We start from the raw sequence: 14274 nt of genomic DNA on the forward strand, positions 1-14274 counted from the left end.
TGAGACCAGCTCAGGCCAGCCGCGTGCCGTTGGGCACCGGGCGCTCGATCGCGGTGAGCACCACGCCCTCGTCAGTGGGAAAGCCGGTGAGCAGGAACTGCGAGCGGAACGGGCCGATCTGCTTTTCGGGGAAGTTGATGACGCCGACGATCTGCCGGCCGACGAGATCCTCGGCCCGGTACAGCGCCACGATCTGCGCGCTGGTCTTCTTCTCGCCGTACGGCCCGAAGTCGGCCCACACCTGCCACGCCGGCTTGCGCGCCGCGGGGAAGGCTGCCACCTTCGTCACCGTGCCGGCCACGAGCAGCACCTTCTCGAAATCGGTCCAGCTGATCTCGTCCACGTTCACCCCTCCAGCCGCGTCTTGAGGCCGTCGCGCGCCTCGTGCCACCAGTAGTTCAACTGGGCGGCGAGAAAGCCCAGCGGCTTGTGCGTGCTGGCCAGGCCGTAGTCGGCGAATTGCTCCCAGCCGGCGCCATTCGCGGCGATGGCATCGGCCAGCAGCTCGCCCGCCGCACAGGTGGGCGCCAGCCCATGACCGCCGAAGGCTTGCGCCCACCACAGGCCGTGGCCGTCCGTGCCGAGCTGCGGCATCTGGTGGCGCGCGTAGCTCATCAGCCCCGACCAGGCATGCTCGATCTTCGCGTCCTTGAGCTGCGGAAACACCCGCAGCATGTCGTGCCGGAGCAGGCGCTGCACCGCCTGCGGCGAGCGGTTGCGGATGGAGATGCGACCGCCCCACAGCAGGCGCGTGTCGGGCAGCGGACGGTAATAGTCGAAGGCGAAGCGGGTGTCGTAGACCGCCGCGCGCGTGGCGAGGCATTCGTCCAGGCCCGCACCCAGCGGCTCGGTGGCCATCACGTAGGTGGCGATGGGCAGCACCGCGCGGTCGATCGGCTTGGCCAGCCCGGCGAGATAGCCGCCACAGGCCAGCACCACCTGCTCGGCTTGCAACGTACCTTCTGGCGTGTCGATCAGCCAGTGCGCGCCTTCGCGCCGCAACCGCACCGCCGCGCTGCCCTCGTGGATGCGCACGCCCTGCGCACTGGCCGCTTGCGCCAGACCCGCCGCATAGTTCAACGGATGCAGATGCAGGGCGTTCCGCTCGAACAAGCCGTCGTGATAGCGCTTGCTCCACACGCGCTCGCGCAGCTCCTCGCGCGACAGCCAATCCCAATGCACGCCGTATCGCGCGGCCAGGAGCTGCTGGCGGTCGCGCAGCACGGCGGGGTCGCGGAACCAGTTGGCCCAGATCACGCCCTCGTCCACCATGTCGCAGGCGATGGCGTAGTTCGCCACCCGCTCGCGGATGCGATCCACCGCTACCACGGTCAAGTCGAACAGGGCGCGGGCGCGTGCCTCGCCCAGTTGATTCAACAAGGCCCGCTCGCCCAGCGAATAGCCGGCGAACACGAAACCGCCGTTGCGGCCCGACGCCCCGAAGCCGATCTGCTCGCGCTCCAGCAGCACCACGTCGCGCACCCCGCGTTCGGCCAGGCCCAGCGCCGTATTCAGCCCGGCGAAGCCGCCACCCACGATGGCCACGCGCGCCTCCTGCCGCCCCTGCAGCGGCGCCAGCGCCTCGCGCGGCGCGGCGGTGGCGCTGTAGTACGACGGAACTGCGGTTTGCTGCATGCCTTGACGCCCCATACGACAGCGAATCGCAGGAGCATAACCCAATCGCTCCCTGCCTCCGCCGCACTGCATCAGGCCTACTGCACCAGGCTCACGTCGAGCAGACGCTCATCGCTGCGGCCGTGGTCGTCCACCACGCGCACGCGGTAGCGGCCGGCGCTGCGCGGTTGCCAGAACAGGCTGTTGCCCGGCGTGCCCTGCCCCACGTAGGCATCGTCCACGAACCAGTACAGCGCATGCGCAGCGGCATCGGCGGTGGCGCTGAAGGCGATCGGCGTGGGCGCGCTCGCATGCAGGCGCATCGCATAGGTGCTGGCGCGCAGCGGCGAGGTGATCTGCGGCGGATCGCCCAGCGGGCGGCCGGCGTCGCGGCACGCCGGATTCTGCGGCGGCTTGCGGCGCGGGATGCCGGCCTGGGCGAAGACGTGGGCGAGATCGGAAGGCCAGAACTCGAACACCTCGGTGCGCGTGCGCTTGTCGGCATAGGGCGGACAGGCCGGCAGGCCGGTGGCGTCGTCCATCACCAATGGGCGGTAGATGTTGCCCACGCGGATCGGCGACTTGCCGGGGATGAACCAGGTCCAGCCGCGCTGCGGGCACCACTGGCTGGGCAGCTCGCCGCTGGCGAGGCAGATCGCCACGCGCTTCAGGTTCGCCGGCAGGTGGCGGATCGGCTCGTGCATGCGTGGGCGTTCGGCGTGCAGCGCATCGACCATCTGGAAGAACAGCGGCGCGGCCGCCTCCACGCCCACGAAGACCGGATTGGCCGTGCCGTCGAAATTGCCCGCCCACACCACCAGCACGTAGGGGCCGAAGCTGCCGGCGGTCCACGCGTCGTGGAAGGCCCAGGACGTGCCGGTCTTCCACGCCACCGGCAGCTGCGTGCGCTCGCTGCCGAAGGCAGCGTCGGGACGTGGATTCTGCCTGAGCATGTCCATCACCATGAAGCTGGCCGCGTCGCTCAAGAGGCGCGTGCCTTGCACCTGCGGGTCGCTCGCGCGCAGGCGCAAGGGTTGCAGCATGCCGCGATTGACGAGCATGGCGTAGAGATCGCCCAGCTCCTGCATGGTGACCTCGCCGCCGCCCAGCACGAGCGCGAGGCCGTAATGCTGCTCACTGGCCAGCCGACTCACGCCAGCCTCGCGCAGGAAGTCGTACAGGCTGGGCTGGTGCAGCTGCGAAGCCACCCACACGGCGGGGATGTTGCGGCTGCGGATCAAGGCCTGCGTGGCGGTGATCGGCCCCAGGAAATGCCCGTCGAAATTCTCCGGCGTATACGGGCCGAAGGAGCTGGGCACGTCGCGCAGCACGGTCTGCGGATGCAGCACGCCCTGGTCGAAGCCCAGCGCGTAGATGAAGGGCTTGAGCGTGGAGCCGGGCGAGCGCTTGGCGTCAGTGCCGTTGACCTGGCCCTCGATGCGGGCATCGAAGTAATTGGCCGAGCCCACCATCGCCTTGATGCCCATGTCGCGGGTGTCGATCAATAGTGCCGCCGCGTTCTGGATACCACGCGCGGCGTTGCGCTGCACATAGTTCGCCAGCTGCCGCTCCAGCGCGTGCTGCAGGCCCAAATCAATCGTGGTGGCGACCACCGGCGGCAGCGCATCGCCGCTCACGCGCTGCGCGGCGAGGAGTTGGTCCACCGCATGCGGTGCCTCGAACGGCAGCGCCGACAAGGGACGCAGCGTCAGCGGCAAGGCGAACAGCGGCTGCAGCGAGGCGTCGCGCGGATGTTGCCGAAGCCACTGCGCGTACAGGCGATTGCGCGCGACGGCCAGCGCGGGGTTGATGAGCACGCCGCCCTTCTGCAGGGGCCGCGAAGGCTGTTGCGGGATCACCGCCAGGGTCAGCGCCTCCGGCAGGCTGAGCGCGCTGGCCGGCTTGCCGAAGTACGCGAGGCTGGCCGCGCCCACACCCTGCACGTTGCCGCCGTAGGGCGCGTCGTTGAGGTAGGCCTCCAGGATGTCGTGTTTGGAGTAGCACAGCTCCAGCTGCAGCGCGCGTGCGATCTGGCCCAGCTTGCCCAGCGGCGTGCGCGTGTCCAGCTGCCACAGCAGGCGCGCCAGCTGCATGGTGAGCGTGGAGCCGCCCTGCGGATGGCGATGCCGCACATAGGTGACCCAGGCGCCGCGCGCGAGCCCCCAGGGGTTGAAGCCGGGATGCCAGCGGAACCAGCGATCCTCGTGCAGCAGCACGGCGTCGACGAGCTGGGGCGAGATGGATTTCAGCGGCACCCACTGGCGGTATTGCTGGTCGCTGGCCAGGGTCAGCCGCAGCAGATGGCCGCTGTCGTCGTAGAACGCGGTGGAGCTGGGCAGGCGTTCGCGCAGAGGCGCATGCGGCCATAGCCGGCAACCCGCCAGCACGGCGGCGAGCAACGCAAACGCAGCCAGCCAGTTTTGCCAGCGGATGAGCTGGCGTTTCAGAAAGTTTGTGGCAGGCACCGGCCCCTCACCCCAACCCTCTCCCCACAGGGGAGAGGGAGCAAAGGCGGCGATCTCCCCGACACAGTGAGGGGGAGTGACCGCTGCCAGACATCACGGCTTCTGCACCACCGTGAGCACGTCACCGCCGGGGGCCTGGGCCTGGATGGCGCGGTCGTACATGGACTCCGCATAGGCCGGCGGCACCTGGAATTTGCCGGCATTGGTGGCCTTGATGCGATAGACGAACTCGCGCACGTCCGGCGTGGCGGTGCCGTAGATCACCACGCGATCCTCGCGGATGTCGGCGTAGTCCGGCTGCCAGGTGGAGCTGTCGAGGCTGATGGGCGAACGCCACGAGGATGCCGCCGCCGTGCTGCCGTCGGAGTCGCCGGCATCATTCGCCGAATCACCATTGGCTGGCGCGGGCGGTGGCGGCGACTGCAGCACCGGATCGAAGCCGCCCGGCAACAGATCGGCGATGGCCACGTTGCCCACGCCCTCGCTACCGGTGGCGCGGATCTTCAGGTGCACGTCGATCTCCTCGCCCACGGTGATCTGGCCCAGCGGCTTGCCATTCGTATCGGTGTAGTCGCGCACGATCTCGATGCCCTGCTTGATCGCCTTGCTACCCGTGCTGCGGTCGTAGCCGCCTTGGGTGGCGATGCGCCAGGCTGGCAGGTCGCCGTGGTTGACGAAGCGCAGCGCCTTCGCCGCGCTGCTCCACGTGCCGCCCTGCAGGATGCCGCCTTGCGGCTGGGCGATGGACTTCGCGCTGCCGTCGGCCATGATGGCCTCGATGCCGAGCTGGCCGAGGTTGGCGGCGGTTTCCTTCGCATAGCTGTCCAGCGCCAGCACCGTCATCGCCGAGGACAAGGTGTTGTAGTCGCCGTGCGCCAGCGGCCAGGCGAGGTTCTCGAACACGCGCGGTGGCAACGCCTTCGCTTCCAGCGGGAAGTGTTTGGCGATGAGGTACAGCACGCTGGCGTCGCGGGTCAGCGGGTCGACGTAGTAGCCGTAGCGGAAGTCCTCGGCGGCCTTGGCACGGGTCAGCTCTTTCAGCGGCCCGGCCAGCAGGCGGTTGGCCTCGGCATCCTGCTTGAGCAGTTTGTAGGAGGCGGCCAGCCAGGCGGCGGCGAGGTCGTTCTTCCACGTCTCCGGGTAGAGCTCATCGAGACGCTTCTGCACGGCGGCGAGGTCGTTGGTGGTGACGTTGCCCTGCCGGGTCAGCAGGTACACCGCATAGGCGCGCTGGCGCAGCTCGTCCAGCGTGTCCATGCTGTCGTTGGCCGCCATTTGCTTGAGGTACCTGTTGCCGGCATCGAGCATGTCCCGCGGCACGCTCGCGCCGCGCTCGCGCGCCTCGATCAGGTAGTTCATCGCATAGTCGGAGACGAAGGGCTCCGCGTCGGGCGTAGCCGACCACAGGCCGAAGCCGCCCGCGCCGTTCTGCCGCGATTGCAGCACGTCCATGAACTTCGCCAGCGCCACCTCGTTGCTGATGGTCTTGTCGCCAAAGGCCGGCTGCAGCGCGTGCGCGAACACCGGCACCAGCGGCCACTTCGCCACCACCAGCCGTGGCATCGCGGCGCTGACGAGCTGTTCGCTGCAGTAGTGCTGGTAGTTGACCAGGTAGCTGGTGATGCCTTGCGCCAGCACCACCGGCAGCGAGGAGATCGCCGCGTCGCGCGAGGCGTAGGCGTCGTACAGCGGGCGCAGCGGTTTCAGCTCGGCCTGGCTGTTCGAGGCCACCTGCCCCACGTCCACTTGCGTGCGATAGGCCGCCGCCGGACGCACCGACAGGTCGATGCCCTGCTTCGCCGACTTGCCACCGTAGCTGGCGGCAAACGCGAGATGGCCGGAGCCCAGCGTGGCGGTCGCCTTCACGCGGAAACGCACGACGCCCTCGCGCATCGAGGCCAGGCTCAGGCTCTGCGTGGCCGCACCCAGCACCTTGAGCTGCGGCCCGGTGGCCAGCGTCACCGCCACCGGCACGGTCTTGCTGCCGATGCCGGTGAGGTTGTTCGCCACGCCCACGCTCACCTCGGCCTCGTCGCCCGGCGCCAGCGTGGTGGGCACGTTGGGCGAGAGCACGAAGTCGCCGCGCGCCGTGGTGGAACCTTCATAGGTGCCGATGAGGTCGCCCGATACCGCCACCGCCATCACCCGCAGCTTGCCGTTGAAGTAATCCGGCACGGTGTAGCTGAAGTCCTTCTCGCCATCCACGGCAACGATGCCCGACCAGTAGGCCACCGGCTTGTCGCGCTTGCGCTTGAAGGGATTGAGCTGGCGGCTGATCGCGGCGTCGGCGTCGCCGCCTGGCGCGGCGGCGAGCCGCATCAGCTTCTCGAAGTCGGGCAGGATCAGATCGAGGATTTGCGCGGTGCGCACGTCCAGCATCTTCTTCTTGAAGAAGAACTTCAGCGGGTCGCCCAGCTTGTAGCGCGCCACCTGCAGGATGCCCTCGTCCACCGCGAACAACACCACCTTGGCCGGTTTTGCCGCGTGCAGCTTGAAGGTCAGCGTGTCGCCCGGCTTCACCAGCGCGGGGGTGTCCACCGTGAGCGCATCGCGGCGCGCGCCGAGGTTCACCGAGAACGGCACCACGCCGTAGCTGAGCGGGCTCATGAAGATCTCGTCCGAGGACGGATCGCGCACGAACTGCACGTTGACGTAGCCGTTGCCCTCGAAGCCCTTGGGCAGGGTGATGCTCTGCACGGAGCTGGTGGTATCGGCGTGGAACCAGGCGTGCGCGTAGACCTTGTCGCGTTCGATGGTGATGAGGCCACTGCCGGTGTAGGGCGCATGGATGGCGACGTGGATGGTGTCGCCGGGCTGGTAGTCAGCCTTGTCCAGCGTGAGCTGCAGCTCGGCGTTGCGATCCAGCGAGCGCGAGAGGTTGGCGTTGCCGGCCACCGAGTAGCTCACCCGGTTGACCTCCTTGCGGTCGCTGCCACGCAGTATCACCAGCGCATAGTCGCCCGGCTTGTCGGTGGCGAGTGGGTAATCCATGCCGCCGGCGGGGATCGCCAGCGACTGTTCGTCCACCGGGATTTCCTTGAGCTTGGACTCGTACTTGTAGACGCCCGAGCCCTGCTTGGTGAGCACCGAGACGTAGCGACGCTCGATCAACTGCGCCTTGAGGCCATCGAGCTTGATCGACTTCGCGTCCGGGCCGATGGCCACCAGGCGCACCTTGCGCGGCATGTTGCGGCTCACGTAGCCGAGGTCGTCGTCGGACTTGTAGCCCACCAGCCAGTCGTTGGACGACACCAGGGTCTGCGTGGCGGCGGCCACGCTGCGCCCGCCGTCGGCCTCGTGCACCTTGGCGAGGAAGTAGAGCTGGTAGGTGGCGTCGGCGTACTTCTTGAGGTCGAGGTCGAACTCGGCATGGCCCTTGTCGTCGGTCTTGCCGTCGGCGAGGTTTTCCTCGTAGCCGTCCTTCGCGCGGAGGGTGTCGTAGAAGTGGTAGTCCGGCCAGCCATGGAAGGCCGGCCAGGCCGGACGTAGGGTGAGCGAGGCTTCCACCTCGCGATTGGCCGCCGGCGTGCCGAACAGGTTCTGCGCATCGACCAGGCCCTTGAGCTGGTCGGGCTTTACCCAGCCCTCGGTCACCGCCTGCGAGAATTTCGCGGCCACCTTGATGCGGTCGGGCAGGAACTCCTTCACCTGCACCGTGGTGCTGCCGATCTGGGTGTCAGCCTTGCCGCCGCGCATGATGTAGAGGTTCACCGACCAGGTGCCGGTGGGCGCGGTGTCGGCCGGCGTGTAGCTGAGCTCGCCGAAGCCGCTGGCGTCCATCGACATCGGCAGCTGCTTCACCGTGGTGCCGCGCGGATCGACGATGTCGGCTTCCAGCGGAATGCCGGCCACGTTGCGCGCCCAGTCGGCGGCACGCACGATCAAGCCGATGTGGAAGCTGTCGCCGGGGCGGTAGATGCCGCGATCGGAGAACAGGTAAGCGGTGAGCTGGCCCGCGTTCGCCGCGTTCGCCTCGCCGCCGATGTCGAAACGCGAGAAGTCGAGCTGGCGGTCGTAGCTGCCGATGGGCAGGAAGGAGAGATCCTCGCCCTTGCTGACCACGTACAGCGCCGGCTTCTTCTCGCGCTCCAGGCCCTTCAAGCTGGGGAAGTGCACCATGCCATCGGTGCTGGTGGCCTGCGTGTAGAGCGTCTGTCCGTTGACCGCCAGCACCGACACCGTGGCGCCGGCCACCGGTTTGCCGCTGGCGATGGACTGCACGAACACGTCCTGGCTGCCGTCCAGCGCCTGCTTCACCAGCATGCCGAGGTCGGTGACCACGATCAGGCGGTTGTCGCCGGGAGCCGCGTTGCCGTCGTTGGAACCGGCGTCGCCGTCCTCGTCGTCGCTGTTGTTGCCGTTGTCGTCGCCATGGTCGCTGGCGGCAGCGTTGCTGTTGCCGCTATCCACCATGCCATCGCTGGCCGGCGTGGCCGCGCTGGCTGGCGAAGCTACGCTCGCGACCCGCCCCGGTGCCGGCGCCAGCCCCTGCCGCGCCAGCGCGCGTGCCTTCGCGGCGGCGGCGGCCTCGCGCGCGGCTGCCGCCGGGTCGTAGCCGGACAGGTGCAGCCAGAACACGCCGTGCTTGCCGGGCTTCAGGTATTGGCCCAGATCCACACCCTCGTAATGCGCCTGGCCCGGATCGCTCTTGGGGAACGCGCGCTTGATCTCGTAGCGTTCGACGATATGGCCCTCGTCGAAGGCGTAAGGCAGTTCGGGGTGGCTGTAGTTGCCCTGGTTCAAGCTCACCAGATGCTGCAGTTGATCGGGCAGCACGCGGCCGATCTCCACCTGCATGCCGGACATGTTGCGCGACACCACGGAGACGCGCTTGCTGCCGCCCAGGGACAGCAGCGAACCATCGCCAATGAAGCGCAGCAGCTGGGGATAATCCGGCACGGTGAACACCTGCGCCGACGGCTTGCCGAGCACGTAGCCACCGAAGGACTTGATGCCCTTGCCGATGCGCACGAACACGCGCTGCCCCGGCACAGCGTGGTACTTGAAGCTCTGCAACGCCTGGTAGTCGTCCTCGGTGGGCACCACCTCGAGCTTGAGCGGCTGCGACTTGCGCAGCAGATCCTCGCCCACTTCGGAGCTGCTCCAGTCGTAGGACGAGCCATCGTCGGGCGCGGGTTTGCCGGCCTTGCGCCTGGGCAGCACCCAGGCATGGATCGCATCGGCCACGTCGCTGGCGCGCACCGCGCCGCTGAAGTTCGCCACCAGCACCTGTTCGGGCTCGTACTTGTCGTTGTCGACCAGGGTGGGCGAGAGATCGTCCACGCTGAGGCTGTACAGGCCGGGGATGCGCACCTGGGTGTCCAGCGACTCCTTCGTGCCCTCGCCGCCGCGCGTACTGCGCACGCCGTCGTCGATCTTCACCAGCACGCTGCCGTCGTCGTGCGGCAAGGCCAGCGGCTGCGAGTGCACCCAGGCGTGCAGGTGGGCGGCATCGTAGGTCACGCTGAACTTCAGCGCATCGCCACGCTTGCCCGCGTGGTCGGCCAGCGCCAGCGAGACGCGGCGCTCGAACTGCGCGGCATCCACCGGGTAATTGAAGCCCACCGGCACGATCACCTGCTTGGCGGTGGCGTCCTGCGGGTCCTGGTAGAACTCGCCCTTGCCCAGCGTGGCGGTGAACGGCGCGGTGTCGAACGTGAAGCTGTCGTCGGCCATCAAGACCTGCGGCGCGAAGGCCTGGCGCACGTCGAAGCGCACCTTGTAGTGCTGGCCCACCGGCCAGTCGGCCGCCGGCGTGAAGCGCAGGGTGCGGTCATCCACCCACGACCACTGGCCCTTGGTCGCCGGGCGCAGATCGATGCCCTCGGTCACGGCCTTGCCGACGCGCTCGATCGGCGCGGCCGAGCCGGAGAATTGCAGCTCCAGCGGATGCACCACGAAGGGCGGCTTGCTGTAGTCGGTGACTTCCGGCACCACCACCTTCCAGCTGATGCGCTGCGGCTCGGGCGGACGCGGCCGGTGCTTGTACCACTGCCAGCCGAACCAGCCGCCAGCCGCCAGCAGCAGGGCGGCGAGCGCGATGCCGGCCGCACGCAAGGGACGCCGCTGCACGGCCAGCATCCAGCCGGGCGCGGCCCAGTTCAGCTCGCCGAACAGCGGCCGCAGCAGACGGCCCAGCAGACGGCCGACGCTGCGCAACAGGCGCAGCGGCAACAGCAGCAGAAATCGCAGCAAATCCATGATGCTCCCCTCGCCTTTTCCATTGCCTGGCGTCGGCGCCATGCCGAGGCCGCGAACCCGCGGGTACGCCCCGGCTCCGCCGTGCAGGCGGAACCGGATACGGTGTGCTTACCCCTTGCGTATCCTGCGCCGCGATTGTGGCGGGACACGGACACGATTCTGGCACGGCAAGGCCGCGCCAGTCAGCGGTGCGGCGTCACAAGGTGGCGGCGATCTCGCGCACCACCGGCGCCAGTGCCGGGTCCTGCAGCGCCATGTGCATGGTGGCGCGCACCAGCCCGGCCTTGTTGCCGCAGTCGAAGCGCGTGCCCTCGAAGCGGTAGGCCAGCACCTTGCCCTGCTCCTTGAGCAGCGCCTCGATGGCGTCGGTGAGCTGGATCTCGCCGCCGGCGCCCGGCGTGGTGCGCTCCAGCAGCTCGAAGATGCGACCCGGCAGCACGTAGCGACCGACCACGGCGAGGTTGGACGGTGCCTCGGCAGGCTTGGGCTTTTCCACCATGTGGCGGATGCTGGCGCTGCGCTCGTCCAGCGGCACGGCGTCGACGATGCCGTACTTGTCGGTCTGCTCGTGCGGCACTTCCTCCACCGCGATCACGCCGGCGCCTTCCCGATCGGCCACCTCGGCCATCTGGCGCAGCGCACCCCGGTGGGCACCCGCACCCGGATGGCCATTCCAGATCAGGTCATCGGGCAGCATCACGCCAAAGGGTTCGTCGCCCACCACCGGCTTGGCGCACAGCACGGCGTGGCCCAGGCCCAGGGCCTCGGGCTGGGTGACGAAGATCGCGCGCACATGGTGCGGCAGGGTGCCGCGCACCAGCGCGAGCAGTTCGCTCTTGCCCTTCTCCAGCAGCTTCGCTTCCAGCTCGTAGGCCTTGTCGAAGTAATCGGCGATGGCATGCTTGTAGCGGTTGGTGACGAAGATCAGCGTATCGGCGCCGGCCTCGACGGCCTCGTCCACCGCGTACTGGATCAACGGCTTGTCCAGCACCGGCAGCATTTCCTTGGCCACGACCTTGGTGGCGGGCAGAAAGCGCGTGCCCAGGCCGGCCACGGGAAATACCACTTTGCGCAAGGGCTTGTTCACTCAGCTCTCTCCTGATTCCTGATGCCGCAGCGGCACCACGTTGTCGGTCTGTGCCGCTTCGCTCCAGCGAAACGAGGGCAGCAGGCCGGAGACGCAGCGCCGCAATTCGTTGTCGTCGCCACTGGCCACCGCCTCGGTCGCCCGATGCAGGCTGGCCTGGAGCAGTTCCCACGCCACCGGCCGGTGCTGGGCCAGGAATATCTTGGCGTGTGTGGTGGCGCCGTAGTGCTCCAGCGGATGAAACAGTTCCTCGAAGAGTTTTTCGCCCGGCCGCAGGCCGGTGTAGACGATGGGGATTTCGCTGCCGGGCTTCTTGCCGGCCAGGCGGATCATCTGCTCGGCGAGATCGCGAATCTTCATCGGCTCACCCATGTCCAGCGCGAAGATTTCGCCGCCCTTGCCCAGGCTGGCCGCCTGCAGGATCAGCTGGCAGGCCTCGGGAATGGTCATGAAGTAGCGCGAGATCTCCGGGTGGGTCACGGTGACCGGCCCACCCGCACGGATTTGCTGGCGGAACAACGGCACCACCGAGCCGGCCGAATCGAGCACGTTGCCAAAGCGCACCGTGATGTAGCGGGTATCGACGTGCGCATCGAAGTTCTGGCACCAGATCTCGGCGATGCGCTTGCAGGCGCCCATCACGCTGGTGGGGTTGACCGCCTTGTCGGTGGAGATCAGCACGAAGCATTCCACGCCGGCTTCGCTGGCCAGGTCGGCCATGGTGTGCGTGCCCAGCACGTTGTTGCGGAAGGCGGCGCGCAGTTGCCCTTGCAGAAGCGGCACGTGCTTGTAGGCCGCCGCGTGGAACAGCACCTGCGGCTGCGCCTCGGCCAGCGTCTTGCGCATCTGCAGGCTGTCGCAGCAACTGGCCAGCACGCCGTCCAGGAGCAGCTCCGGATAGTTGGCGCGCAGCTCGCGGGTGATCTGGTAGAGGTTGAATTCGCTGTGGTCGACCACGGTGAGCGACTGCGCGCCCAACCGCGCCACCTGGCGGCACAGTTCCGAACCGATCGAACCGCCGCCACCGGTGACCAGCACGCGACGCCCACCGATGGTTTCGCGAATCGCCGCCCAGTCCAGCTCCACCGCCTCGCGGCCAAGCAGATCCTCGATCGCGACCTCCTTGATTTCGTGCGGCTGCGCCCGACCGGCGACCACGTCGTCCAGCCGGGGAACCGTGCGGTAAGGCAAGCCGCTGGCTTCACACTGGCTCACCACCCGGCGCATCTCGCCCACCCCGGCGTCAGGCAGGGCGATCAGCAGCATGTCGGCCGCCGTTTCACGGGCAATGTCACCGAGCTGGTCGAACGTCCCGAGCACCGGGTGGCCGTTGATGCTGGCGCCGCGCAAGGCGGTGCGGTCGTCGAGAAAGCCGACCGCCTCGTAGCCGCCGCCGCGCTGCAGATCGCGCGAGAGCACCTCGCCGGCCCGATCCGCGCCGAGGATCAGCACGCGGCACACCTTGTTCGCCCCACCGGTCAGGGCGAGGCTGTCCTTCCAATAGCGATACACCAGCCGGGGCAGTCCCAGCGCCAGGGCCAGTACGAACGGATACAGCAGCAACATCGTGCGCGGCATGCCCTGCAGGCGATTCAGCATGGACAGCAGCAGCCATATCGCCGCCGAGCCCAGCGTGGCCGCGCGCAGGATGTTCCACAGGTCGGGCAGGCTGGCGAAGCGCCACAGGCCCTTGTACAGGCCAGTCCAGCGGAAAATCAGCCCCTGCGCGACCAGTACCACCGGAAACTCGAACCACTGGAAATGGATGACATCCTCCGGCCGTACCGAGTAGCGCAGCAGCTTGGCGATCCACCACGCCAGCGCGGCCATGGCCAGGTCGTGCAGCATCACGGCCACGCGCGGGTGAAGGAAGCTGGCAGGGCTACGCGTGGACATGAACTCCCCGGAAAGCGCGGCGCCGCAGGCAGCGGCGCTTGAGCAGCAGCCAGGATGCCCCGGCCACCAGGTAAGCGGTCATGGTAACGGCCAGTCCGTCAAGAGGATGACTCCAGGCCAACCACGCCATCGGCGCGGCGATCAGCAGGTTCCAGCCCAGGTAAAAGGCATCGACGCGGGCATGCGAGCCGACCCGCCGCGCCAGCCACTGGTAGAGATGCTCGCGATGGGCCGCATACCAGCGCCGCCGCCGCAGGACACGGCTGGCCAGGGTGAAGCTGGCATCGGTCACGAAGGCCGAGCACAGGATCAAGGCCGGCCACAGCAAGCACGGTGCAAGCCGCCACAGCATGGCGGTGAACGCGAAGATCAAGAAGCCCACGCTGCCGCTGCCCACATCCCCCATGAAGATCCGCGCCGGCGGCCAATTCAGGCACCCGAAACCCAGGCTGGCGGCGGCCAGTCCAGCGGCGGCAAGCGCAAGCTCCGCCTGCCCGGCCCCCACCGCCAGCAGCGACAGGCCAGCCCCCATGAAGACCGCCTGCTGTGCCAGCAGGCCATCGATGCCATCCATGAAATTGTGCAGGTTGATGCTCCAGACGCCAACCCCAAGCAGCACCGGCAGCCACCACCCCGGCATCCCCGCCGCCACCAGCGCCACGCCGAACAGCAGCGTGGCCAGCAGTTGCGCCAGCAGCCGTGGCAGCACGGGCAGGGCACGGTGGTCGTCCCACCAACCCGCCAGCGCCACCAGCAGCAGCGCCGCCAGCAAGGCCGCCACCACACCCGTCGGCCATGGCGTGGTACCGCTCGACAAGGCCATCGGCAGGCCGACCAGGGTGGCCAGCACGATGCCGACGCCGCCGCCGCGCGGCGTCGGAATGCGATGCGAACGCCGCTGCCCGGGCTGGTCGAGCAGGCCGCGCCGTAGCGCGTAGGCCACCGCCGCCCGTGCCGCGAGCCAGGCGACGAGGAAGGAACACAGCAACCATCCGCTGGCAAGGACCATGG

At 68.4% G+C, this 14274-nt stretch carries 7 protein-coding genes; all 7 read right to left on the reverse strand.

Annotated features, from left to right (window positions below; all coding sequences use genetic code 11):
• Window positions 1-10: 10 nt before the first annotated feature.
• The gene (locus AC3WQA_RS03370) at window positions 11-349 is read right to left on the reverse strand and encodes a tRNA-binding protein (protein WP_492673685.1); all 339 of its coding nucleotides are present in this window, start codon (window positions 347-349) and stop codon (window positions 11-13) included.
• Window positions 346-1635: an NAD(P)/FAD-dependent oxidoreductase gene (locus AC3WQA_RS03375; protein WP_492673686.1), complete on the reverse strand. Its 1290-nt coding sequence runs from the start codon at window positions 1633-1635 to the stop codon at window positions 346-348. The genes AC3WQA_RS03370 and AC3WQA_RS03375 overlap by 4 nt, the downstream gene beginning before the upstream one ends.
• Window positions 1636-1712: 77 nt before the next feature.
• Complete coding sequence (pbpC, locus tag AC3WQA_RS03380; RefSeq protein ID WP_492673687.1) at window positions 1713-4079, reverse strand: penicillin-binding protein 1C; 2367 nt, start codon at window positions 4077-4079, stop codon at window positions 1713-1715.
• Window positions 4080-4172: 93 nt separating this feature from the next.
• Entirely contained in the window at window positions 4173-10280 is a 6108-nt protein-coding gene (locus AC3WQA_RS03385; RefSeq protein WP_492673688.1) for an alpha-2-macroglobulin family protein, read from the reverse strand.
• A 196-nt stretch (window positions 10281-10476) separates the two neighbouring features.
• The gene (gene galU / locus AC3WQA_RS03390) at window positions 10477-11367 is read right to left on the reverse strand and encodes a UTP--glucose-1-phosphate uridylyltransferase GalU (RefSeq protein ID WP_492673689.1); all 891 of its coding nucleotides are present in this window, start codon (window positions 11365-11367) and stop codon (window positions 10477-10479) included.
• Window positions 11368-13263 carry a polysaccharide biosynthesis protein gene (locus tag AC3WQA_RS03395; protein ID WP_492673690.1) on the reverse strand — a complete coding sequence of 632 codons (1896 nt, stop codon included), beginning with the start codon at window positions 13261-13263 and terminating at the stop codon, window positions 11368-11370.
• On the reverse strand, window positions 13250-14272 hold the full coding sequence (locus AC3WQA_RS03400) for an MraY family glycosyltransferase (RefSeq protein WP_492673691.1): 1023 nt from the start codon (window positions 14270-14272) through the stop codon (window positions 13250-13252). Before AC3WQA_RS03400 ends, AC3WQA_RS03395 begins: the two co-directional genes overlap by 14 nt.
• Window positions 14273-14274 lie beyond the last annotated feature (2 nt).

The sequence above is a fragment of the Rhodanobacter sp. FW106-PBR-R2A-2-24 genome, assembly GCF_058789615.1.

What these genes read in the sequence shown, in the direction of transcription:
- AC3WQA_RS03375 (WP_492673686.1), bottom strand. Translation starts at nt 1,635, where the DNA reads ATGCAGCAAACCGCAGTTCCGTCGTACTACAGCGCCACCGCCGCGCCG.
- AC3WQA_RS03400 (WP_492673691.1), bottom strand. Translation starts at nt 14,272, where the DNA reads ATGGTCCTTGCCAGCGGATGGTTGCTGTGTTCCTTCCTCGTCGCCTGG.
- AC3WQA_RS03385 (WP_492673688.1), bottom strand. Translation starts at nt 10,280, where the DNA reads ATGGATTTGCTGCGATTTCTGCTGCTGTTGCCGCTGCGCCTGTTGCGC.
- AC3WQA_RS03395 (WP_492673690.1), bottom strand. Translation starts at nt 13,263, where the DNA reads ATGTCCACGCGTAGCCCTGCCAGCTTCCTTCACCCGCGCGTGGCCGTG.